The organism is Polaribacter sp. BM10, from assembly GCF_002005425.1.
Lineage (GTDB): Bacteria > Bacteroidota > Bacteroidia > Flavobacteriales > Flavobacteriaceae > Polaribacter > Polaribacter marinaquae.
In genome coordinates, this window is sequence record NZ_CP019704.1 from 2,557,203 (window position 1) to 2,579,846 (window position 22,644).

Annotated in this window: 24 protein-coding genes; 18 read left to right on the forward strand and 6 right to left on the reverse strand. The window is 29.2% G+C overall.

Annotated features, from left to right (window positions below):
* Positions 1-5: 5 nt before the first annotated feature.
* The gene (panC, locus tag BXQ17_RS11375; RefSeq protein ID WP_077810768.1) at positions 6-860 is read right to left on the reverse strand and encodes a pantoate--beta-alanine ligase; all 855 of its coding nucleotides are present in this window, start codon (positions 858-860) and stop codon (positions 6-8) included.
* Positions 861-957: 97 nt separating this feature from the next.
* Between panC and BXQ17_RS11380 the strand changes: the two genes are divergently transcribed.
* The 3 genes from BXQ17_RS11380 to glmS are packed head-to-tail and all read left to right on the forward strand — an operon-like array spanning position 958 to position 5,261.
* Positions 958-1,767 carry a glycogen/starch synthase gene (locus BXQ17_RS11380; RefSeq protein WP_077810769.1) on the forward strand — a complete coding sequence of 270 codons (810 nt, stop codon included), beginning with the start codon at positions 958-960 and terminating at the stop codon, positions 1,765-1,767.
* 10 nt (positions 1,768-1,777) lie between these two features.
* On the forward strand, positions 1,778-3,379 hold the full coding sequence (locus BXQ17_RS11385; RefSeq protein ID WP_077810770.1) for a DUF4270 family protein: 1,602 nt from the start codon (positions 1,778-1,780) through the stop codon (positions 3,377-3,379).
* A 25-nt stretch (positions 3,380-3,404) separates the two neighbouring features.
* Complete coding sequence (glmS, locus tag BXQ17_RS11390; protein ID WP_077810771.1) at positions 3,405-5,261, forward strand: glutamine--fructose-6-phosphate transaminase (isomerizing); 1,857 nt, start codon at positions 3,405-3,407, stop codon at positions 5,259-5,261.
* 53 nt (positions 5,262-5,314) lie between these two features.
* Here glmS and BXQ17_RS11395 read toward each other — a convergent pair whose 3' ends face one another.
* Together BXQ17_RS11395 and BXQ17_RS11400 are read right to left on the reverse strand one after the other, a co-directional pair.
* Positions 5,315-5,920, reverse strand: a complete 606-nt coding sequence (locus BXQ17_RS11395; RefSeq protein WP_187661399.1) for an FAD-dependent oxidoreductase — start codon at positions 5,918-5,920, stop codon at positions 5,315-5,317.
* Between the two features lies 1 nt (position 5,921).
* Entirely contained in the window at positions 5,922-6,509 is a 588-nt protein-coding gene (locus BXQ17_RS11400; RefSeq protein WP_077810772.1) for a MarC family protein, read from the reverse strand.
* Positions 6,510-6,594: 85 nt separating this feature from the next.
* On the opposite strand from BXQ17_RS11400, the gene BXQ17_RS11405 reads away from it, so the two are divergent.
* Positions 6,595-7,164 (forward strand): DUF3109 family protein, encoded by a 570-nt coding sequence (locus BXQ17_RS11405; protein ID WP_077810773.1) that lies wholly within the window; start codon positions 6,595-6,597, stop codon positions 7,162-7,164.
* Here the strand turns inward: BXQ17_RS11405 and BXQ17_RS11410 are convergent.
* Positions 7,156-9,072 (reverse strand): tetratricopeptide repeat protein, encoded by a 1,917-nt coding sequence (locus BXQ17_RS11410; protein ID WP_077810774.1) that lies wholly within the window; start codon positions 9,070-9,072, stop codon positions 7,156-7,158. The genes BXQ17_RS11405 and BXQ17_RS11410 overlap by 9 nt on opposite strands.
* Before the next feature lie 3 nt (positions 9,073-9,075).
* Complete coding sequence (locus BXQ17_RS11415) at positions 9,076-9,810, reverse strand: LytTR family DNA-binding domain-containing protein (RefSeq protein ID WP_077810775.1); 735 nt, start codon at positions 9,808-9,810, stop codon at positions 9,076-9,078.
* 332 nt (positions 9,811-10,142) lie between these two features.
* Here BXQ17_RS11415 and BXQ17_RS11420 point away from each other — a divergent pair, with 332 nt between their 5' ends.
* The 14 genes from BXQ17_RS11420 (at position 10,143) to tsaB (ending at position 21,850) form a co-directional block, all read left to right on the forward strand.
* Positions 10,143-10,883 carry an energy transducer TonB gene (locus BXQ17_RS11420; protein ID WP_077810776.1) on the forward strand — a complete coding sequence of 247 codons (741 nt, stop codon included), beginning with the start codon at positions 10,143-10,145 and terminating at the stop codon, positions 10,881-10,883.
* Between the two features lie 69 nt (positions 10,884-10,952).
* Positions 10,953-11,699: a deoxyribose-phosphate aldolase gene (gene deoC / locus BXQ17_RS11425; protein ID WP_077810777.1), complete on the forward strand. Its 747-nt coding sequence runs from the start codon at positions 10,953-10,955 to the stop codon at positions 11,697-11,699.
* Between the two features lie 2 nt (positions 11,700-11,701).
* Complete coding sequence (locus tag BXQ17_RS11430) at positions 11,702-12,283, forward strand: acyltransferase (protein WP_077810778.1); 582 nt, start codon at positions 11,702-11,704, stop codon at positions 12,281-12,283.
* Positions 12,276-14,348, forward strand: a complete 2,073-nt coding sequence (locus BXQ17_RS11435) for a hypothetical protein (protein WP_077810779.1) — start codon at positions 12,276-12,278, stop codon at positions 14,346-14,348. Before BXQ17_RS11430 ends, BXQ17_RS11435 begins: the two co-directional genes overlap by 8 nt.
* Positions 14,349-14,548: 200 nt before the next feature.
* Positions 14,549-15,451 (forward strand): heme o synthase, encoded by a 903-nt coding sequence (gene cyoE / locus BXQ17_RS11440; protein WP_077810780.1) that lies wholly within the window; start codon positions 14,549-14,551, stop codon positions 15,449-15,451.
* A gap of 10 nt (positions 15,452-15,461) precedes the next feature.
* Positions 15,462-16,046 carry a cytochrome c oxidase subunit 3 gene (locus BXQ17_RS11445; protein WP_077810781.1) on the forward strand — a complete coding sequence of 195 codons (585 nt, stop codon included), beginning with the start codon at positions 15,462-15,464 and terminating at the stop codon, positions 16,044-16,046.
* Between the two features lie 57 nt (positions 16,047-16,103).
* Entirely contained in the window at positions 16,104-17,078 is a 975-nt protein-coding gene (locus BXQ17_RS11450) for a cytochrome c oxidase subunit 3 (RefSeq protein ID WP_077810782.1), read from the forward strand.
* 18 nt (positions 17,079-17,096) lie between these two features.
* A complete protein-coding gene (locus BXQ17_RS11455; RefSeq protein WP_077810783.1) occupies positions 17,097-17,435 on the forward strand; it encodes a cytochrome C oxidase subunit IV family protein in 339 nt (112 codons plus the stop codon).
* A 77-nt stretch (positions 17,436-17,512) separates the two neighbouring features.
* Positions 17,513-18,163, forward strand: coding sequence for a hypothetical protein (locus BXQ17_RS11460; protein WP_077810784.1), 651 nt, complete (start codon positions 17,513-17,515; stop codon positions 18,161-18,163).
* A 5-nt stretch (positions 18,164-18,168) separates the two neighbouring features.
* Positions 18,169-18,813 (forward strand): SCO family protein, encoded by a 645-nt coding sequence (locus tag BXQ17_RS11465; protein ID WP_077810785.1) that lies wholly within the window; start codon positions 18,169-18,171, stop codon positions 18,811-18,813.
* Entirely contained in the window at positions 18,806-19,345 is a 540-nt protein-coding gene (locus tag BXQ17_RS11470; RefSeq protein ID WP_077810786.1) for a DUF420 domain-containing protein, read from the forward strand. Before BXQ17_RS11465 ends, BXQ17_RS11470 begins: the two co-directional genes overlap by 8 nt.
* Positions 19,338-19,559 (forward strand): hypothetical protein, encoded by a 222-nt coding sequence (locus BXQ17_RS11475; protein WP_077810787.1) that lies wholly within the window; start codon positions 19,338-19,340, stop codon positions 19,557-19,559. Before BXQ17_RS11470 ends, BXQ17_RS11475 begins: the two co-directional genes overlap by 8 nt.
* A gap of 190 nt (positions 19,560-19,749) precedes the next feature.
* A complete protein-coding gene (locus BXQ17_RS11480; RefSeq protein ID WP_077810788.1) occupies positions 19,750-21,072 on the forward strand; it encodes a TolC family protein in 1,323 nt (440 codons plus the stop codon).
* A 91-nt stretch (positions 21,073-21,163) separates the two neighbouring features.
* Entirely contained in the window at positions 21,164-21,850 is a 687-nt protein-coding gene (tsaB, locus tag BXQ17_RS11485) for a tRNA (adenosine(37)-N6)-threonylcarbamoyltransferase complex dimerization subunit type 1 TsaB (RefSeq protein WP_077810789.1), read from the forward strand.
* On the opposite strand, the gene BXQ17_RS11490 is transcribed toward tsaB, so the two are convergent.
* On the reverse strand, positions 21,840-22,640 hold the full coding sequence (locus BXQ17_RS11490; protein ID WP_077810790.1) for a mechanosensitive ion channel family protein: 801 nt from the start codon (positions 22,638-22,640) through the stop codon (positions 21,840-21,842). The genes tsaB and BXQ17_RS11490 overlap by 11 nt on opposite strands.
* Positions 22,641-22,644 lie beyond the last annotated feature (4 nt).

The following is a 22,644-nucleotide window of genomic DNA, read 5'->3' on the forward strand; positions in this document are numbered from 1 at the left end:
TTTTTTTAGTTATTATTTTTTAATCGAATGTTATCTATCAATCTTATTTCTCCTGCAAATACAGCAATAAAGGCTCTGTATTTTTTATTATCGATTTTAGTTTCTGCAGTTTCTAAAGTTTTTTCTTCTGCAATTGTAAAATACTCTAACTTTAATAAAGGTTGATTTTTAAATTGATTTTCTACCCATTCGTTTAATTCTATTACACTTTTTGTGCCAAAATTTTTCTTAACTTTTTTAAGCGTTTTATAAATAAACGGTGCAATTTCTCGATGTTCTTTTGTTAGTCTAGTATTTCTAGAACTCATTGCTAAACCATCATCTTCTCTAAAAATTGGGCAGCCTTTTATTTTTACATCAAGCTGATGCTTTTGCACCATCTTTTTTATAATTTGTAATTGCTGAAAGTCTTTTTCGCCAAAGTAGGCTTTGTTAGGTGTTACAATTTCAAATAAAGTTTTTACAATTGTACCAACACCATCAAAATGACCATCTCTAAATTTTCCTTCCATTTGGTGTTCTAATCCGTCGAAACTAAATTTTTCTGAGATAATTTTATCGGCATAAATTTCATCAACAGAAGGCGTAAATAAAACATTACAAGCAACAGACTCTAAAAGTTTACAATCGTTTTCTAATGTTTTTGGATATTTCTCTAAATCTTCTTTATTGTCAAACTGTGTAGGATTTACAAAAATACTTACTACAACAATGTCATTTTTTTTCTTTGCTTTTTGTATTAGAGACAAATGACCTTGGTGTAAAGCGCCCATAGTTGGTACAAAACCTATTGTTTTTTTATTGAGTTTATACTCTAAAATACAGTCTTTTAGGTCTTTTTTGTTGTTGAATATTTTCATTATTATCTTGTTGCTAAAGTGTGCAAACTTACCATTTTAACACGATATTAGCATAAAAATTTGTATTTTTGCAAATCTCATAAAAGAGTTTGATTTAATGAAGGACAAGAGAATATTATTCGTTTCATCTGAAGTAGTACCTTACTTACCAGAAACAGAACTATCGTCAACTGCATTTAATGCAGCTAAAAATGCACATTCTAAAGGAGTACAAACTAGAATTTTTATGCCAAGATATGGTGTAATAAATGAAAGAAGACATCAATTACATGAAGTAATTCGCCTTTCTGGAATGAATCTAGTTGTGAATGATATGGATATGCCATTAATTATAAAAGTTGCATCGATACCAAAAGAAAGAATGCAGGTTTATTTTATAGATAATGAAGAATATTTTAAAAGAAAAGCCGTTTTTACTGATGAAGACGATACGCTTTTTGAAGATAATGACGAACGTGCAATTTTCTTTGCAAAAGGTGTTGTAGAAACTGTTAAGAAATTAAACTGGGCTCCAGACATTATTCATGTGCATGGTTGGATGGCTTCTTTATTACCACTTTATTTAAGAGAGTTTTATAATGAAGAACCATTGTTTACAGAAAGTAAAATTGTTACTTCTATTTACAACAATCCTTTCGAAGGAAATTTAGATGAAGAATTAGCAGATAAAGTTAAGTTCGATTTAAATGATAATAGTAAAATAGCAACAATTAGTACACCTAACCATACTAATATATTAAAAAGTGCCATAGAAAATTCTGATGCAATTATACATGGTAGTGAAGACATTTCAGAAGAATTAACTTCTTTTATAGAAGAAAAAGAAATTCCTGTTTTAGGTTTTCAAGAAGAGAATTTTAAAGAAAGTTATTTAAATTTTTATGCTGATTTAGTTTCAGCAACTTAATTATTTTAGTGTGAAAAATATTTTTAGAAAGAATGCCTATTTTGGTGTTTTATTACTAGTACTTGCAGGTGTTATTTCTTGCGAAAAAGATTTTACAGATATAAATAGTGGTGTTGTAAGTAATACAAAGTTTACTACAAACGATACGATATTAGAAGTTTTGGTTTCTAATGCACCAATAGATAATGTTAAAGCAGACGGTTTAGAGTTACTATCATCGCCGTATTTTGGTTTGCAAGGTCAATACCTTTTAGGAACTTATATTAATGACGAGTATGAAAAAATAGAAGCATCTATTGTCTCTCAAATTAGCATAGATCCAGAATTAGAAATTGTGTCTTATGAAAACCCTGATAATTTAGCATATGAAACTACAATTGATACAGCTTTTTTAAGACTACCATATCACTCAACGTTAGTTTCTAATACAGATAGACCAGTTTATACTTTAGACTCTATTGTAGGAAATCAAGAATTACCTTTCACTTTAAATATTTATGAATTAGATACATATTTAAATACACTAAATCCAGAGGATCCAACAAAAACAAATTCATTTTTTTCTGATGCAACTTATCAGACAAAATCTACACCACTGACTATTGAAGAAGATATGGATTTTAAACCAAATCCTAGCGATACTTTAGTGATTGTTAAAAGAAGGAATAGTTTGGGTGCAATTCATCAAACAGATACTATTAGATATACTTCTAGTGCTGCTTCAGAAATTGGGTTGCCAATGGCTATTATACCTTTAGACGAAACATTTGTAAAAGAAACGTTTTTAGATAATTATGGTACATCTAATTTCGATTCTCAGAATACTTTTAATAACTTTTTTAGAGGAATTGTAATTGAGGCAAAAGAAAAAGTACATGATTCTGGAGAAGAAGGAGGTTCTTTAATTGCTTTTAATTTAAGAAGTTCTGCAACTGCTGCGTTAAATCCATTAATCGAAGTGTACTATACAAACACGTTTTTTAAAGCAAACAGTACAGAAATTGATACTGTGATTACAAAAACACATACGTTTCAGTTAGGCGGTATTATCAACAGTAAATATGCCGTTAATAACAAGGTTTATCCAGCAAATAATGAAGTAAAAATACAAGGAGCTGCTGGTTCTGAAGCTAATGTTGAGATTTTACAAGGAAATCAAATTTCTGTTCTTAAAAACAAAGAATGGTTAATAAATGATGCTACCTTAACTTTTTACATAAATCAATCTTCTGATACAGTTACTGCACCAAATAGACTTCATTTATATAAAAGAGGCATTTCTGCAACGGGAACGCCTATTTTAAGTCATGTAAAAGATAGTTATTCTGAATCTGCTACTTTTGGTGGAAACTTGGTTAGAGAAAATAGCAAGAAAGATAATTATGTATTTAAAATTACTGATTATGTTTCAGATTTATTGAGTGGAGAGACGAATTATAACCCTACGCTAAGGCTAAAGGTGTTTAATAATACAGATGCTCAAATTGCAGATACTACGTATACTAGATATAACTGGAATCCTAAATCTGTATCTATTTTAAACGGTGATGAAAGTTTAAATGGAACAAGAAGAGCTCAGTTAAAAATATCTTATACAAAGAAAAAGAGTTAAAATTTTAGATTAAAATAGAATTGTTATGTGTGGAATTACGGGTTATATAGGTTTTAGAGATGCTTACCCTATTGTAATTAACGGATTAAAGAGATTAGAGTACAGAGGTTACGATAGTGCTGGTCTTATGATGTATGATGGAGAAAAAATACACTTATCTAAAACTAAAGGAAAAGTTTCTGAATTAGAATCTATTACGAATAATGAAGAAGTAAGAAAGGTTGGTAAAATAGGAATTGGTCATACACGTTGGGCAACTCACGGAATTCCTAATGATACAAACTCTCATCCTCATTCTTCTCAATCTGGAAATCTAGTTATCGTTCATAACGGAATCATAGAAAATTACGATACTTTAAAAAAAGAATTAACATCTAGAGGTTATACTTTTAAAAGTGATACAGATACAGAAGTATTAATAAACTTAATTGAAGAAGTTAAAAAACAAGAAAATTGTAAATTAGGTAAGGCAGTTCAATTAGCTTTAAATAATGTTATTGGTGCTTATGCTATTGCTGTTTTTGATAAAACAAAACCTAACGAAATTATTGTAGCTCGTTTAGGAAGTCCGATTGCAATTGGTGTTGGTGAAGATAATTCTGAGTTTTTTGTTGCTTCTGACGCTTCTCCTTTTATTGAGTATACGAAAGATGCTATCTATTTAGAAGATGAAGAAATGGCAATCATCAAATTAGATAAAGGAATTAAAATACGTAAGATAAAAGACGATTCTTTAGTTGATGCAAATATTCAAAAGTTAAAAATTAGTTTAGATCAAATAGAAAAAGGTGGTTACGACCATTTTATGTTGAAAGAAATTCATGAGCAACCTAAAGCAATTATAGATACATATCGCGGTAGAATGTTACCAGATGAAGGAATTATTAGAATGTCTGGAATAGACAATCACATGAATAAATTCTTAAATGCAGAGAGAATTATCATTGTTGCCTGTGGTACTTCTTGGCATGCAGGTTTGGTTGGAGAATACCTAATTGAAGATAAGGCTCGTATTCCTGTGGAAGTAGAATACGCATCAGAATTTAGATATAGAAACCCAATAATTACATCAAAAGACGTAGTTATTGCAATTTCGCAATCTGGTGAAACTGCAGATACTTTAGCGGCAATTAAATTAGCAAAATCTAAAGGTGCTTTTGTATTTGGTATTTGTAATGTAGTTGGCTCTTCTATTGCTAGAGAAACAGATGCTGGTGCTTACACGCACGCGGGACCGGAAATAGGTGTAGCGTCAACAAAAGCTTTTACTACTCAAATTACTGTTTTAACATTAATTGCGTTAAAATTAGCGTCTAAAAAAGGAGAAATTTCTAAGTCTGAATTAAGAACATTTTTACAAAAAATGCAATTGATACCAAAAAAGGTAGAAGACTTATTAAAAATTGATGAAAAAGTAAAAGAAATAGCAGCAGTTTATAAAGATGCACCAAATTGTTTATATCTAGGTAGAGGCTTTAATTTTCCTGTTGCTTTAGAAGGTGCTTTAAAACTTAAAGAAATTTCTTACATTCATGCAGAAGGGTATCCTGCTGCAGAAATGAAGCATGGTCCAATTGCCTTAATTGACGAGAACATGCCGATTTTTGTAATTGCAACAAACAAAGGACACTACGAAAAAGTTGTAAGTAATATTCAAGAAATTAAATCTAGAGCAGGAAAAATTATTGCAATTGTAACTGAAGGTGATACTCAAGTTAAAGAAATTGCAGATCATGTTATAGAAATACCAGAAACAGAAGAGGCTTTAACACCGTTATTAACAACAATACCTTTTCAGTTATTATCTTACCACATTGCTGTAATGCTAAATAAAAATGTAGATCAGCCAAGAAACCTTGCAAAATCGGTTACGGTAGAGTAAATAATGATACATATACAATAAAAAAGCCAGCTAATTAGCTGGCTTTTTTATTGTTAAATTTTATGATGAATTTTAACGTGTTTGTTATTGTTCCAAAGAGTTAAAATATCTGTTGCAACTGCAGCTCCACTTCCTGCGGCAATGGCGTATTGACTTCTATGTCCTGCAATTGTTCCGCAGCAATAAAGACCTTTTTTTATAAGGTAATCGTTGTTTAAAAGTTGAATTCTGTCTTTCTCTGGATTTGCTTTTTTATGCGGTATAAGGTACTCCTCGAACCCATCAATAGTAAATGGTTTAGAATAATTTAAAGCTAATACTACTATTTTAGAAAGATAGGTGTCTTTATTTGTAATAATTTGATAAGTATCTGCCAATTCTTTGACTGCAATTACCTTTTCATTTTCAATTTGCTGAATTTCACTATAAAGTTCTTCTAAATGTTCTTTTCCTTCTGTAAGAATCTCTCTTCCAAGTTTTGCCGGAGCTAAACCTAAAACATTATTAAATAAAGCATTTTGCAGGTGAGAATTTTTTTGATGCATGATAATTCCGACTTTTTTTTGATCAAAAAAAGGCTTGTCTTTTGCAGAACCAAGAACTAATGCGCACTGTAAACCAGAAACACCACCACCAATAATTAAAGCATCAAAAATCATATTAAATAAATAAAGCTTTAATATTTTGAGCGAATAATTTTACAGCAATAGCTAATAATATAACACCAAATACTTTTCTAATTATCTGAATTCCGTTAGGACCAATTAGTTTTTCAATTTTAGAAGATGTTTTTAAAACTACGTAAATTAAAATTACGTTTAATAAAACAGCTGTTATAATATTTTCTATATGAAACTCTGCTCTTAAAGATAACAAGGTTGTTAAACTACCAGGGCCAGCAATTAAAGGAAATGCTAAAGGAAAAACAGAAGCTGTTATAGCATTTACACCATCTTCACTATCTTTATAAAGAGTGATTCCTAAAATCATTTCTAATGCAATAAAAAACAGAATAAAAGAACCAGCAACAGCAAAAGAATTTACATCAATACCAATTAAACTTAATAAACTTTGTCCTAAAAACAGAAAAATAATCATAATTACACCAGCAATTAATGACGCTTTTTCAGATTGAATGTGGCCTGCTTTCTTTCTTAAATCGATAATAATAGGAATGTTACCAATAATATCAATTACAGCAAAAAGTACCATAAAGGCGGTAAATATCTCTTTAAAATTAAAATTCATAATCGTTTATTTTATTTTGCAAAATTAGTCAACTTACTTTACTGAAGTGTAAAATTAAAGAAAATAATTATCTTATTTTTGTAGCATGTTTCAACTAGGAAAAACAATAGTATCAGAAGATGTAATCGAAAAAGATTTTGTGTGTAATATTTCTGCTTGTAAAGGTGCTTGCTGTATAGACGGCGAAGCGGGTGCGCCTTTAGATAAAGAAGAGACCAAGATTTTAGAAGATATATATCCTAAAGTAAAACCTTTTTTAAGAAAAGAAGGAATTGAGGTAATAGAAAAAGAAGGTACTTGGGTTACTAGCGAATGGGGTGAGTTAGAAACCCCTTTAATTAATGGTGCAGATTGTGCTTACGTAATTTTTGATGAAAAAAATACGGCACTTTGTGCAATTGAAGAAGCTTATAATCAAGGTGAAATTGATTGGAAAAAACCTGTTTCTTGTCATTTATACCCTGTTAGAGTGAAAGATTACAGTGAATTTTCTGCTGTAAACTATCATAAATGGGAAATTTGTGATGATGCGTGTACTCTAGGTAAAGAGTTGCAAGTGCCGGTTTACAAATTTGTAAAGCAAGCTTTAATTAGAAAGTTTGGCGAAAATTGGTACGCAGAGTTAGAAAAAGTAGCAGAAAAACATCTAAAATAGAGGAAACATTAAAATAACTTTTGTTCCGCAGATTTTGTTGTTTTCGTTAACAACATCTTTGTAAGTTAATTCAAAATTATTTTTAAGAGGTTTTGTAAATGTTTCTAATCTATCTTTTGTTAATTCGATGCCAATAGATTTTCTTTGAATCGATTTTTTTGCTTTAATTTTAGCAGCAGCTTTTCTACCGATTCCGTTATCTTCTATTTCAATTTTAATATACTCGTTAGATACTTTTTCTAACGTAATACTCATTTTTTTATTCTCTTTTTTAGTTGATAAACCATGCCACAAAGAGTTTTCTAGAAAAGGCTGCAAAACTAAAGGAGGTATTTTAATTGCGTTTAAATTAACTGCATCATCATTTTTAATATGAAAATCAATTTCATTAGAAAAACGAATATTTTCTATACTCATATAAAGTTTCATTGTTTCTAATTCATCTGCTAAACTAGTTTCTTGAATAGAAGAAGCCTCTAAAATTTTTCGCATCAATTTAGAAAATTTATTTAGGTAAGAAGTAGCTTTTTTTTGATCGTTTTCTATAATGTAAAGCTTTATAGAGTTTAATGCGTTAAACATAAAATGAGGATTCATTTGCATTCTTAATGCATCTTGTTTTAAAGAAAGAATCTTTTTTTCAATTTTAAGTTCTTTTTGCTGACCTCGATAAAACAACGTAACAACTATAAATAAAAGAATACTAATAGAAAAAATTAGTAAATTTCTATTTCTAGTTACTTTTAAATGTGCAATTTGATTTTTTTTCGCTAAATCTTTAATTTGGTTTTCTGCTCTTTCTTTATTGTATTCGGTAATTAGGTCTCTAACATAAATTAAATTTCTTGCGTTAAATGTTTTAAAATCTTCTTCTTTTGCAACTTTATAATGGCTGTAAGCTTCTTTATAATTACCTGTTTTGTTGTATAAAAAAGCCAGGTTTTCGTTTGCTTTTACAACAATTGTTTGAATTTTATGCTTTTTGGCAATTTCTAAAGCAGTAAGTAAATATTTTTTTGCTTCATCATAATTGCCCAAATATCCGTAGGATAAGCCCAAGGTATTATATGTATTTGATAAATAAAACTTGTCGTTTTCTTCTATTGCTAGCGGTAAAACCGCACTCACAGTTTCTAATGCTTTTTGATGATTGCCTTTTTTTGTAAGAACATTTGCAATACTATAACCACAAATAATTTTACCAATTTTAGAGTCTATTTGATTGTTATAATCTAAAGATTTTTTAAAACTTTTTAGAGCTTCATCTAAATTACCCAAAGCTTCGTGAGCAGTACCAATTGTTTTATAATTAATGGCCAAACCTAACTTGTAGTTTAATTTCTGATGAATTACGATAGATTTTTCGAACTCTTTAAGCGCCAACTTATATTGTTTCAGTGAATTGTAAATATTACCAATTCCGTTTTCTGAAATACTAATTAATTTCTGAATTTCGATACTTGGGTTTTCTACACTTAAACCTTTGTCTAATGCTTCTTTATGGTAATTTAAACCATTAATTATTTCGTCTTGTCTTCTGTATACAGAGCCAATATTGTTTAAAGTAGTAATTTCGTTTTCTAAACTATTTAATTCTTTGCTAATTTTTAAGGCTTCGTTATATTGAATTAAAGCTTCATTAAATAAAGAAATATCTCTATAATATTTTCCTAAAGTACTTTTACCGTAAAATAATCCTTCTAAATAATTGTTTTTTTTACTTGTGGCAATGATTTCTTCTAAAATTTTTTTGTTTTTCTCGTTACCTTTAAAAATAGAATCAATAGTACTAATGCTAGTGGGTTTATTAAAAATAAGATAAGTTAATTTACTTTTTAAATCATTTTTTTGACTAAAAAGAATATTCGATAAAAGATAAAACAGAATTAAAAGTATTTTAGACTTCATAAATTAAAATTTTTCTAAGAATTCTGTTTTTTTACTTCTAGAAACCGGTATTTTATGATTGTTTTCTAACACAACATAACCATCGGTTTTTAAGTATTCTTTTACTTTATTTAAATTGATAACATAAGAATTATGGATTCTAAAGAAAACGTTTAGTGGTAATAAGGCATGAATTTCTTTTATCTTCTTAGTTACCACTATTTTTTTGTTGTTATCAGTAAAAATTGTTGAGTAATTTCCGTCAGAAGCAATAAATGTAATTTCAGACGGTTCTAAAAAAATAAGTTTACCATCTGTGCTAAGCGTAATTTTTTTAGAAGTCTGATTGTCATTAAAATTTAATAACACTTTTTCTATGTCATTAGAATTTATAGATCGTAAATTATACTTTTTTACTTTAGCGATAGTTTCTTCTAAATCATCTGTATCAATAGGTTTTAAAAGATAATCAATAGCTTCGTTTTTAAGAGCCTTTATTGCGTATTCGTTATAAGCAGTCGTAATTACAACTGCAAAATTTTTAGTTGTTAATTTACTTAAAAACTGAAATCCATCCATTGTTGGCATTTCGATATCTAAAAATAGACAATCGATTTCGTTAACAGCTAAATACTTTAAAGCCTCTTCGGGCTCATTAAAGGTAGCGGCAATATTAATTTCATTTTCAAAATTAGACAGTTCCCAAGATAAGCCTTGTATGGCTTTCGGTTCATCATCTATAATAACAGCTTTTATCATGATTGTAATTTATTCAGAATTGCTATATTATATAAATTTAGTAACACTTTTGCTTAATTAACGTACTTTTTGTCTTATAATTTTTACGTTTTGATAAAAAACAGACCAATTATACATTTTTAAGAACCATTTGTACAAGTCTAAAATTTAACGCTCTTGTTTATGTTTAAATTTGTGTAGCATTTTAGGGGAATGCAACAATTTTTTTGAAATTTGAAACTGGTTAACTGTAGGGGGCTAATCAGTTTTATTAAAGCATCACATAAGTGATGCTTTTTTTTATGGCACGTTCTTTGTTTTAACAAAGTCTTAACATAAAAAATTTCTTAATTATGAAAAACCTTAAAAAACTACCTTCAAAGCAATTAGAGAAATTCTCTAACATTTTTACACAATTAGGTCTTGTACTCGTTCTGTTTATTGTTTATATAACCCTAGAGCACGAAACTTCTAAGAAAACTGTTGCAGAAATAAAAGAGTATTCGTCCGAAAAAATATATTTAGAACCCACACAGGTTTTCGAATATGTAAAAGAAGTCAAAACAAATCCGAAACCTAAGGCTGTAAAATCACAAATTTTTATACCAGAAGAGGTTCAGAAAGTTAAAAACGATGTTGTAGAAACTGTAATAGATACATCAGAAGACGAACCCGTTATTATAAATGCTGATGATATTGTAGAGGTTGATATTCCTGATGAAGATCCAGTAATTAACGATGTACCGTTTATTAATATAGAAGACGCACCTGTTTTTAAGGGTTGTGAAGGTTTGTCTAAGAAAGAAAATAAAATATGTTTTGATAAAAAAATGAAACAGTTTGTGTTACGTAACTTTGATGCAGGTTTAGGTAATGAATTAGGTTTACACTCTGGGGTTCATAAAATTCAGACACAATTTTTAATTGATGACAAAGGAAACGTTGTCGATGTAAAAATTAGAGCACCACACAAAAGGTTAGAAAAAGAAGCAAGCAGACTGATAAAAAAACTGCCTAAATTTACCCCAGGAAAACAAAGAAATAGACCTGTAAGAGTTAGATATAATTTGCCCATAGCATTTAGTGTAGAGTAATGTTTTAAGCCCAACCAATTGGTTGGGCTTTTTAGTATTGTATAGTTTAGATTTTGTTATTTTTGTAGCATGAAAATAAATCAATTTTTAGATGCTACCTATTTAAAGACTGCAGAACAAGCTGGTATAACCGAAGAAGAAAACCTTCAAAATGTTATAAGTTTGGTTGAAGAAGCAATTTTATATGAGTATAAATTGATAATGATTCGTGCCAATTATATTAAAACTGCAAGAAGACTTTTAAACGATGCAAAATCAAATGTAGTTATAGGAACTGTTATCGATTTTCCTACCGGAAACTCATCCTTAGAAAACAAAATTTTAGAAGCAAAAGAAGCTATTAATTTAACTGCAGATGAATTAGATTTTGTTGTAGATTATAATGCGTTTAAAAATGGCAAAATTTCATCAATTAAAAAAGAAATAGAAGACTGTACTGCGCTTTGCCTAAAACATAATAAGAAAGCAAAATTTATTATAGAAGTTGCCGCATTATCTAGTGAAGAAATAATTGTAATTTCACAGCTTATAAAAGAAGTTGTAATTGAAAAGTTTGGATTAGAAAATGCAAAAAATGTATTTGTTAAATCCTCTACTGGTTTTTTTAAAACTGATGATAATTCTAGAAACGGCGCAACTTTAGAAACTATAAAGTTAATTCTAGAAAATGCAAAACCGTTAAAGGTTAAAGCAGCTGGCGGAGTTAAAAATTATGAAATGGCAACTAAAATGATAGATTTAGGAGTTGACCGAATAGGAACTTCTTCTTCTAAACAAATTATAAATAAAATACAGAACGTAAACCAAGGTTATTAATTTTGAAAGATTTTTTTGCACACGAAACAGCTGTTATAGATACAGATTGCACAATAGGCAAAGACACTAAGATTTGGCATTTTAGCCACATAATGTCTAATTGTGTTATCGGTAAAGGTTGTAATATTGGTCAGAATGTTGTGGTTTCGCCTAAAGTTGTTTTGGGTAGTAATGTAAAAGTGCAAAATAACGTTTCTATTTATACTGGTGTTATTTGCGAAGATGATGTTTTTCTTGGGCCTTCTATGGTTTTTACAAACGTAATAAATCCAAGAAGTGCAATTAAAAGAAAAGACGAATATAAAACTACAGTTGTAAAAAAAGGTGCTAGTATTGGTGCTAATGCAACCATTGTTTGTGGTAATAATATAGGTGAATATGCTTTTGTTGGCGCAGGAGCCGTTGTAACTAAAGAGGTTTTACCATATGCTTTAGTAGTTGGCAACCCTTCTAAACAAATTGGTTGGGTAAGCGAATATGGGCATAGATTAATTTTCGATGATAACGGTTTTGCCGTTTGTAAAGAGAGTAATCAGAAATATCAATTAAAAAATAATATAGTTATACAGTTAAAAAATGATTAAAAAATTTTTCCTTTTAGTTTTAATATTACCTTCTTTATTTTATGCTCAGTCAGAGAGGTATCCTGTTTTTGATGGTTGTAAAGGATCAGAAATAACATCCATAGAAAACTGTTTTTACGAAACTACAAAAAAACATTTTTTTGCAGAGTTTAAAACACCTGCAATTGTAGAAAATGAACAATATAAAGGTACAGCAAATGTTTTATTTATAGTAACTAAAGAAGGTGATTTTGAGGTTATCTATGTAAACACACCGTACCAAGAAATAAAGAAAGAAGTTTTAAGTGCTTTTAAGGTTTTTACAAGAATTACTCCTGCAAAATATAATAATAGAAGTGTAGAAATGCAATTTGAATTGCCAATTCAGTTTCCGATTGTAAAAAATAATAAAGAAACCAATGCACCAATAAAAAAGAGTTTTTTGACTTCGAAAGAAGATTTATCTATAACTGTAGAAAAAAGTAGATTGGCAGATTCTGTTTTTTTAGAACACAATAGCTTGTTAAATATTCCTTTTACACATCAAAATTATGTAGATTATGAATTTGCATTGCACAAGGCTAGTGGTACGCATACAGCTTCTAAACCATATGTTTATAATGAAATAAATAAATATTTAGATTTAAGTAAAGAGAAAACAAAGTTTTTAAAACCGAATAAAGAGTCTTGGTTGGGTAGAAAACTATGGAATGAACATTTACTGCAAGTAAAAAAGAAAGATTTTTGGTTGACTTTAGATTTTCTAGTTGATGTACAATTAGGAAAAGACAATTCTGATGTTTCTTATACATATAACAACTCTAGAATATTAACTGTTAATGGAGGTTTGGGTGATAAGTTTTCTTACTCTGCAACGGTTTATGAAAGTCAGGCAAGATTTGCAGATTATGTAAATAGTTTTATTAGTAGCAGATCTTTATTAACTAGACCAAAAAATTCTGATGGTTTAGTTCCAGGTAGAGGAAAAGCGAAAGCTTTTAAAGATGATGCATTCGATTATCCTGTTGCAGAAGGTTATTTAGCTTTTCAACCAAATAAATTTATGCAATTTCAATTTGGTAATGGTAGAAATTTTATTGGTGACGGTTACAGATCTTTTATTTTATCGGATGTTTCTGCACCAACCACTTACTTAAAAATGAAAGTAGATTTTTGGAAACTGCAATACACAAATGTTTGGATGTGGAATACAGAACCATCAATTTCATCTGCTTCCAATCCTAACGAGCATGCTAGAAAATATATTGCAGCACATTATTTAAGTTTAAATTTAACAGAGAAATTAAATATCGGATTCTTTGAAACAGCAATATCTACAGGAGAAAATGGTTTTGATGCAGCGTTTTTTAATCCGGTAATATTTTATAGATCCGTAGAATTTAATAGAGGAGAAGATTCTGGTAATGCTATTATTGGTTTAACAGGTAAATACAAGTTAAATAACAATGTTTCTTTATATTCTCAATTAATTGTTGATGAATTTTCAGTAGGAAATTTAAATGATTTAGGGAAATGGCAAAACAAATTTGCGTATCAATTAGGTGCAAAATACTTTGATGCATTTAATGTTGATGATTTATTTCTACAGTTAGAATACAATTATGCTAGACCTTATACTTTTGCTCATAAAACACCTATTTTAAATTATGGTAACTATAGCCAACCAATGGGGCATTTGTGGGGAGCAAACTTTTATGAAGCAATTGCAATTGCAAGATATAAGAAAGATAGATGGTCTTTTAGTGGTAAGTTAACCTTAGGTAAAAAAGGATTTGACTTTGAGGATGAGGCAATTAGTTATGGTGGTAACATTTATCAATCTTATGAAGATAGATTTAGCGATGTTGGTAATGAATTGGCACAAGGTAATACTGCAAATATTTTTATTGCAGATTTACAAGGTAATTATTTAATCAACCCTTCTAATCGACTAAGTTTATTTGCAGGCTTTACATACAGAAAATTTTCGCCAAAAGTTTCTACTCAAACATATCCTGAAGGAAATACAGTATGGTTTTCTGCCGGAATACGAGCAGATTTATTTAATTGGTATTTAGATTTTTAATTTTATATAAATTTTTGGTTATTATAATCGAATAATGATTATATTTGCAGTGTGATTCTTCTATAGAATCACACTTTTTCTTTTTCATAGCAATTTTCCCACTCAATTTATTGAGTGGGTTTTTTATTTATTATCAAAACTCTTAAAAGCTATGGTAGATTCATTTTTATCAAATATCTTTGCAGAATAATGGTAGTAATATGAATTCAACAGTTATTTCCGATAAGAAAACATCTATGCAAAGTATTATTTCAGACCTAAAACAATTAGCAAAAGTTGGTTTGTCTTTAAGTGTTGTGTTTTCTTCTATTGCAGGATATTTGTTAGCAGTAGAAACTGTGAACTATTTTACACTTTTTCTTTTAGGTTTAGGTGGTTTTTTTATGGTTGGTGCATCTAATGCATTTAATCAAATTATAGAAAAAGATACAGATGCTATAATGAAACGTACGCAAAATAGACCTTTACCAACAGGTAGGATGTCTGTAAACGTTGCGTTAACAATTGCAGTTTTATTCACAATTTTTGGTTTGGCAATTTTGTATAGTATAAATCCTAAATCTGCATTGTTTGGTGCAATATCTATATTCTTATACACTTGTGTTTATACGCCTTTAAAATCTGTAACACCATTAACTGTTTTTGTGGGTGCAATACCAGGTGCAATACCATTTATGTTAGGTTGGGTTGCTGCCACAAACAATTTTGGTATAGAAGCAGGGTTTTTATTTATGATTCAGTTTTTTTGGCAATTCCCCCATTTTTGGGCGATTGGATGGTTGCAGTTTGAAGAATATAAAAAAGCAGGATTTAATATGTTGCCAATGGGCTCTAAAGACAAAGGCGCAATTAAACAAATTATTTTCTACACGGTAATAATGATCTTGGTATCAATAGCACCTGTGTTAAAAGTTTCAGGTTCATTTTATATTCACCCAATAACAGCTATAATAGTTGCTTTATTTGGTGTGATGATGCTTTTTTACGGAGTAAAATTATATAAAAGTGAAGATAATATTGATGCAAGAAAGTTAATGTTATCTAGTGTTTTGTACATAACAGTAGTGCAAATTATATATGTGGTAGATAAATTTTTACATTAAAAGAAGACAGATGGAAGAACAAACATTACAACAAGAACTAACTGTTGCTAGAAAAAAATCTGCAAAACCAATGTTGTGGGTTTCGATGATTAGTATGGTTATGTTTTTTGCGGGTTTAACAAGTGCTTATGTAATAAGCATGAAAAGAGATGATTGGGTTACTTTTGATTTGCCAATTGCATTTTATACAAGTACAGCACTAATTATATTAAGTAGTATTACATTAATTTTATCTCAAAGATTTTTAAAACAAAATAAAAGACAATTGTCGCTTATATTTGTAGTAGTTACACTTATTTTAGGTATCGCTTTTATTTGGCAACAATATGAAGGTTTTAACGAACTAAAAAGTCTTGGTTTGTATTTTACAGGACCAGGTAGCACAGTGTCTACATCGTTTATAATTGGTATCACATTAATGCATGTTTTTCACCTGATAGCTGGTGTTATTGTGCTTTTTGTTGTTATTTATAATCATTTTAAATATAAATATAAACCAAATGATTTGCTGGGGTTTGAACTTGGCGCTATCTTTTGGCATTTTGTAGATATACTATGGATTTATCTATTTTTCTTTTTCTATTTTATTAGGTGATGAAAAATGATTAATTTTGCGAAACTATTTCTAACATTTAATTAATAGATTACATTTATGGAAGCAAATATTGCTGTACCAACTGACAAAAAAGAAACCTGGAGCGGTGGTGGTGTAAAACCATTTGGCGCTAGTTATGGTAAAATGATGATGTGGTTTTTCATCTTATCAGATGCATTAACATTTTCAGGGTTTTTAGCTGCTTATGGTTTAACTCGTTTTAAATTTATCGACTCTTGGCCAATAGCAGATGAGGTTTTTACTCACGTACCTTTTGTGCACGGAGAATTTCCAATGATTTACGTTGCTATTATGACGTTTATCTTAATATTTTCATCTGTAACAATGGTATTAGCAGTAGACGCTGGTCATCAAATGAAAAAAAATAAAGTAGCATGGTATATGTTTGCTACAATTATTGGAGGTATTATTTTTGTTGGTTCGCAAGCTTGGGAATGGAATACTTTTATTAAAGGTTCTTATGGTGCTGTAAAAACTACAGACGGTAAAGTTTTACAATTTGTAAAAGACGGTAAACAAATTGCTTTAGCAGATTTTGTTACCGGAGAAAGAACAGATGATAGGGTAGAGCACACTAGAAAAAATGGTTTATGGTTTCAAAGTGAAGAAACAATTGCTACTTATTCTGTAGCACAAGTTTTAGCTGCTTACAGCGCTAACCCAGATATTCAAGTAAGAACAGAGTTAATAGACAACAAGAAAAAAACAATTTTATCTAGAGAAGAAGGTTCTTTACAACTAGCTAAAACTAAAATGGTAGTTGAAGGGGCAAACTTAAAAGCAAATGAGTATGGTAATACAATTTTTGCAGATTTCTTCTTCTTTATTACTGGTTTTCATGGTTTTCACGTTTTATCTGGTATAATAATTAACATCATCATCTTTTTTAATGTAATTTTAGGTACATATGAAAAAAGAGGACATTATGAAATGGTAGAAAAAGTTGGTTTATATTGGCACTTTGTAGATTTGGTTTGGGTATTCGTATTTACCTTTTTCTACTTAGTTTAATAAATAAAATAGATACAAATGGCACACGCACACGAATCAAACACAAAGAGAATATGGATCGTTTTTGGTATTCTTTCTGTAATAACTTTAGTAGAGGTTTATTTAGGTATTATTAAACCAGATGCTTTACACTTACATGGTCCAGGAACTAGTTGGTTAAATTGGATTTTTATAATCTTAACTTTAGCAAAGGCTTATGGTATTGCTTGGGTTTTTATGCACTTAGAAGGAGAAAAGAAATGGTTTAGAAGATCAATAGTTTGGTCTGGTGTATTTCTAATTTGCTATTTAGTAACCTTACTCTTAATAGAAGGTGGCTATTTATTCGATACATTATCACCACTTGTAAAATGGTAATATAATAAAGGTGGTTTTTTAACCACCTTTTTTTATACCCAAAACTTAAGAAGTAACATTTTTTAAAAGGATTAATTATGAAGTTGTTTACAAAAAAAAGAGTCGTATTATTTTTATTATTTATATTTCCTTTAATCTGTTTCTTATTGCTGTCTACAGGGCAAAATAATTTCACAAAACTTCCTATTGTTACCGAGCGTGTTTTAGATGTTTCTACGATTGATGAAACTAATACTGTAAAATTATACGATAAAGTTTCTATAATCTGCTTTTTGGGTAACGATATCGACAAAAATAAATCGCGTCTTTTTAATTTGAATCAGAAAATATATAAAGAATTTATAGACAACAAAAAATTTCAAATAATAGGTATATATCCTTTAGGCAAAGAAGTAGAAGCAAATAATGTAAAAAAGCAATTAGGCGCTTTTACAGACATGAAGAAATGGAATTTTATTGCAGCATCCGATGAAAATATTTTAAAGTTTTATAACAGTTTCGAAACTAATGAAGAATTAATTAATTTAGGAAGTTCAAAAGCTTTTTTAGTAGACAAAGGCGTAAACCTTCGTGGTAGATTAGATGAAAAAGAAGTCTTATTTGGTTATGATATGAATTCTGTGGCAGAGTTAAAAGATAAGTTAAAAGATGATGTTAACGTATTATATTACGAATACTACGCAGCTTTTAAAGAGAGAAATAAAAACAAGGCAGAAAGAAAAATTTAAGTAATATGAACAAAAAATATTCTTTTATCGGTATTGCATTTATCATTTTGCTATTTGGTATTTACACTGTGCCAAAAGTTGTAGACAGATTTAAAGATTCTGATTTGGTAAAATTTAATAAAGTGCCAAGTTTTGAATTTACAAACCAAGAAGGTAAAACAATTACCAATAAAAATTTTGAAGGTAAAGTGCATGTAGTAGAGTTTTTCTTTTCTACTTGTCCTACTATTTGTCCCATAATGAACCAGAAAATGTTAACTATTCAAGATGAATTTTTTGGGAATCCTAACTTCGGAATAGCTTCTATATCTATTACACCAGAAATCGATACACCAGAAGTTTTAAAAGAATATGCAAAATCAAACGGAATTACACATAAAAATTGGCATCTGCTAACAGGTAAAAACGATGATGTAGTTTATGCACTTTCTAATAAAGGATTTAAATTATATGCCGGAAAAGGAGACGAAGAACATGGTGGTTTTGAGCATTCGGGTTTATTTGCGCTAGTAGATAAAGACGGTTACATTCGCTCTAGAAAAGATGAGTATGGTAATCCTATTATGTATTATAGGGCTATAGAAGAACAGACTTTTCCTGATCAGATTAAAGAATTGAAAGAAGACATTAAAATTTTATTAAATGAATAATTTAGCACAAGAAAAAAAATATAAAAAAATTATTACAGCCTTATCTATAGTAATTCCTATTGCTGTAGCCGCATTATTTGGTATCAATTTAAGAGAATTAGGTTTTGATGTAGCACCTTTAAAGTTTTTGCCACCAATTTATGCAACTATAAATGGTATTACAGCAATTCTTTTAATTGCAGCTGTAATTGCTATTAAAAAAGGAAACAGAAAATTACATGAACAACTTAATAGTTTTGCAATTGCATGTTCTCTTTTATTTTTATTAATGTATATAGCTTATCACATGACAACAGATTCTACTACTTTTGGTGGAGAAGGTGTTATTAAATATATATATTATTTTATTTTGATTACTCATATTGTGTTATCTGTTATCGTGATTCCTTTTGTGTTGATAACATACATGAAAGCAAAATTGGGTAAATTTCCAGAACATAAAAAAGTAGCAAAAAAAACATTCCCTATTTGGCTTTATGTTGCAGTTACTGGGGTTATAGTCTATCTAATGATATCTCCTTATTATGTATAAAAACAAAATAGTTTTATTTATAGTAATTTTTTTACTTACTGTTTTTAATGGTTATTCTCAGTGCGCTATGTGTAAAGCTGTTGTAGAGAACGGAGATATTTCTATGGCAGAAGGTGTAAATAACGGCATAACATATTTAATGATTTTTCCTTATTTATTAATTGGAGTTTTATTTTACACACTTTACAGGTATAAAAAGAAGGCTAAAAATTAACAAATAAATAAGAGAGATTTACTGTAACATATTTTAATTTTAGTCGTCTTATTAAAACAAACAAAAAATAAGTTCTATTTATTAGTTAAATACTAGTCTGTTCACTATTCTGGTTTTTAGTAGATTAAGCTATTTTTGTTTTAATTATTGAAATAATAAATCAATTAACGCAGAATTAAAATTAAAGATTTTGAAAACCAAACTTATTTTATTTGTAGCCCTTTGTACCTCAATAGCTACTTTTTCACAAAAAAAATGGACATTAAGAGAAGCTGTAAATCAAGCTTTAGCCAAAAACATATCTATACAACAGAATAAGTTAAGTGTAGAATTGGCAAAAAAAGATGTAGAAATTGCAAAAGGTAATTTTTTACCAAATTTAAATGGTAGTTCTTCTGGTAGATTTGGTTTCGGTTCTTTTATTGATAATATTAGTAATGCAAGAATTTCTACGGATAACTTTAATGCTTCTTTTGATTTAAGTTCTAGTGCAACCCTATTTAACGGTTTTAGAAATACAAATACATATAAACAAGCTCAACTTGGTGTAGAGTCTAGTTTATTAGATTTAAAACAAATAGAAAATGATATTTCTTTAAGAGTTGTAAATACTTTTTTAAATGTATTATTTGCTAAAGAGAACTTAGAAGTCGCAAAAGTACAAGCAGAAATTAGTAAAAAACAAATTGATGCTGCAAAAGCTAGATTTGATGCAGGTGTAATTGCCAAAGGAGAACTTTTAAATTTTCAGTCTACAGCAGCTAATGATGTACAAAATGTAATTTTACAAGAAAATGCATTAGACTTGGCATTATTAAACTTAGCACAATTGTTACAAGAACCTGCAGAGAATTTTGACGTTGCACCTATAGAAGTTGCATCACCGTCATCAGATTTGTTGTATGCGAATTCTTCATCAGTATTTCAAAAATCTTTAAATTATATGCCGGAAATAGCAAGAGCTAAATTGGCAATTGACAACGCAAATTTTAATATAGAACTTACCAAAGGTGCTTTTTTACCTACTGTAACTGCTTTTGCAGGTATGGGAACAGGTTACAGTCATAGGTTTAATGAAATTTTTACAAATGATTATTTTTTCAAACAACTAAATGACAATTTAGGTTATAATGTAGGTGTTTCTTTAAACATCCCTATTTTTAATAGATTCCAAACTAAAAATAGATTAGCACAATCTAAAATTAATAAAGAAATCTCAGAAACTAGATTAGAAAGTCAAAAGTTAGCTTTAAAACAAACTATAGAACAAGCCTTTTTAGACGTAAAATCTAGTTTAAAAGCATATGAAGCAGCAAAAATTTCTTTAGAAGCACAAAAAGAAGCTTTTAAAAACGCACAAGAAAGATACAACTATGGTGCAATGACTTTATTTGATTTTGATTTGGTAAGAACAAGGTTGGTAAATGCAGAAGGGGCAATGATTCGTTCTAAATACGATTACGTGTTCAAAACAAAAGTATTACAATTCTATTCAGGAGAATTAGTTTTTTAAAAACCCTCAATATTACATTTTAAACCTCACTCGTTTTATTACTTGTGAGGTTTTCTTTTCTTGAAATACTATCTTTGTAAAAAAAAGAACATTGGCAATTATATTAAACATAGAGACATCAACTAAAAACTGCTCTGTAAACATAGCAGAAAACGGAGTTGTTTTAGCTATGAAAGAATTAAATAATGGTAATTATTCTCATGCAGAAGTTTTACATCCATTTATAGAAGAAGTACTACAAAAAGCAGCTATAACAAAATCGCAAATAAGTGCAATTGCAGTTAGTAAAGGTCCAGGGTCTTATACAGGACTTAGAATTGGTGTATCTGCTGCAAAAGGGCTTTGTTTTGCTTTAAATTGTCCTTTAATATCTATTGATACCTTGACAGCGTTATCTTGCGCCATATCTATTGAAAAAGGATTTATCGTACCAATGTTAGATGCAAGGAGAATGGAAGTATATGCAGCGATTTTTAATTCTGAAAATGTTAAAGTACGTGATACAAAAGCTGAAATAATAGATGAAGGTTCTTTTGCAAAAGAATTAGAACAATCTAAAGTATATTTTTTAGGTGATGGATCTGAGAAATGTAAACAAATTATAACTCATAAAAATGCATTTTTTATAGATGAGAAGTTTCCTTCTTCTAAAGAAATGGCAACATTGTCTTATTTAAAATACAAAAAAAACGACATCGAAGATGTCGCTTATTTTGAACCCTTTTATTTAAAAGATTTTATTGTTATTCCTGAGAAAAAGAAAAAACCTACTTTTTAATTTCCACTTGATGCGGATAAGGTATCTCAATTCCGGCGTTATCTAATGCTATTTTTGTGTTTTCAGTAACATCAAAATATACTTTCCAATAATCTTCTGTATTACACCATGGCCTTACTGCAAAATTAACAGAACTATCTGCAAGTTCTAATACTGTAACACTAGGTGCTGGGTCTTTTAAAATATTTGGATGAGAATTCAAAACACCCATTAAAACATCTTTTGTTTGTTTAATATCAGCATCATAAGAAACTCCAAAAACTAAATCTACTCTTCTAGTTCCTTCTGTAGTAAAATTTATTATGTTTCCGTTAGAAAGTGCACCATTCGGTATAATTATCTCTCTATTTGAAAGACCTGTTAATTTCGTTGTAAAAATTTCAATTTCTTTTACAACTCCGGTTTCTCCTTGAGCCTGTATCAGATCTCCAACTTTCATTGGTTTAAAAATCATTATTAAAACACCTCCTGCAAAATTAGCTAAAGATCCTTGTAAAGCAAGACCTACTGCTAAACCTGCAGCTGCTATAATTGCAGCAAAAGAAGCTGTTTCTACACCTAACTTTGCTATAACAGTTATAAATAATAATATTTTTAAAACCCAATTAAGTAAATTTCCTAAAAATTTTTGAAGTGTAACATCTACATTTCTTTTCTTAAGAATTTTTGTAGTTGTGTTAATAATTATTTTAATTACAACTAAACCAATAATTAACATGGCTAAAGCCATTAAAATTTTTGGTGTGTATTCTATCAATACCTCTTTTATATTTTCGATATATTCTTCCATTAAA

Coding starts and splice junctions, on each gene's coding strand:
- panC (WP_077810768.1), bottom strand. CDS start 860: ATGAAAATATTCAACAACAAAAAAGACCTAAAAGACTGTATTTTAGAG.
- BXQ17_RS11380 (WP_077810769.1), top strand. CDS start 958: ATGAAGGACAAGAGAATATTATTCGTTTCATCTGAAGTAGTACCTTAC.
- glmS (WP_077810771.1), top strand. CDS start 3,405: ATGTGTGGAATTACGGGTTATATAGGTTTTAGAGATGCTTACCCTATT.
- BXQ17_RS11395 (WP_187661399.1), bottom strand. CDS start 5,920: ATGATTTTTGATGCTTTAATTATTGGTGGTGGTGTTTCTGGTTTACAG.
- BXQ17_RS11400 (WP_077810772.1), bottom strand. CDS start 6,509: ATGAATTTTAATTTTAAAGAGATATTTACCGCCTTTATGGTACTTTTT.
- BXQ17_RS11405 (WP_077810773.1), top strand. CDS start 6,595: ATGTTTCAACTAGGAAAAACAATAGTATCAGAAGATGTAATCGAAAAA.
- BXQ17_RS11410 (WP_077810774.1), bottom strand. CDS start 9,072: ATGAAGTCTAAAATACTTTTAATTCTGTTTTATCTTTTATCGAATATT.
- BXQ17_RS11415 (WP_077810775.1), bottom strand. CDS start 9,810: ATGATAAAAGCTGTTATTATAGATGATGAACCGAAAGCCATACAAGGC.
- BXQ17_RS11420 (WP_077810776.1), top strand. CDS start 10,143: ATGAAAAACCTTAAAAAACTACCTTCAAAGCAATTAGAGAAATTCTCT.
- deoC (WP_077810777.1), top strand. CDS start 10,953: ATGAAAATAAATCAATTTTTAGATGCTACCTATTTAAAGACTGCAGAA.
- BXQ17_RS11435 (WP_077810779.1), top strand. CDS start 12,276: ATGATTAAAAAATTTTTCCTTTTAGTTTTAATATTACCTTCTTTATTT.
- cyoE (WP_077810780.1), top strand. CDS start 14,549: ATGAATTCAACAGTTATTTCCGATAAGAAAACATCTATGCAAAGTATT.
- BXQ17_RS11445 (WP_077810781.1), top strand. CDS start 15,462: ATGGAAGAACAAACATTACAACAAGAACTAACTGTTGCTAGAAAAAAA.
- BXQ17_RS11450 (WP_077810782.1), top strand. CDS start 16,104: ATGGAAGCAAATATTGCTGTACCAACTGACAAAAAAGAAACCTGGAGC.
- BXQ17_RS11455 (WP_077810783.1), top strand. CDS start 17,097: ATGGCACACGCACACGAATCAAACACAAAGAGAATATGGATCGTTTTT.
- BXQ17_RS11460 (WP_077810784.1), top strand. CDS start 17,513: ATGAAGTTGTTTACAAAAAAAAGAGTCGTATTATTTTTATTATTTATA.
- BXQ17_RS11465 (WP_077810785.1), top strand. CDS start 18,169: ATGAACAAAAAATATTCTTTTATCGGTATTGCATTTATCATTTTGCTA.
- BXQ17_RS11470 (WP_077810786.1), top strand. CDS start 18,806: ATGAATAATTTAGCACAAGAAAAAAAATATAAAAAAATTATTACAGCC.
- BXQ17_RS11475 (WP_077810787.1), top strand. CDS start 19,338: ATGTATAAAAACAAAATAGTTTTATTTATAGTAATTTTTTTACTTACT.
- BXQ17_RS11490 (WP_077810790.1), bottom strand. CDS start 22,640: ATGGAAGAATATATCGAAAATATAAAAGAGGTATTGATAGAATACACA.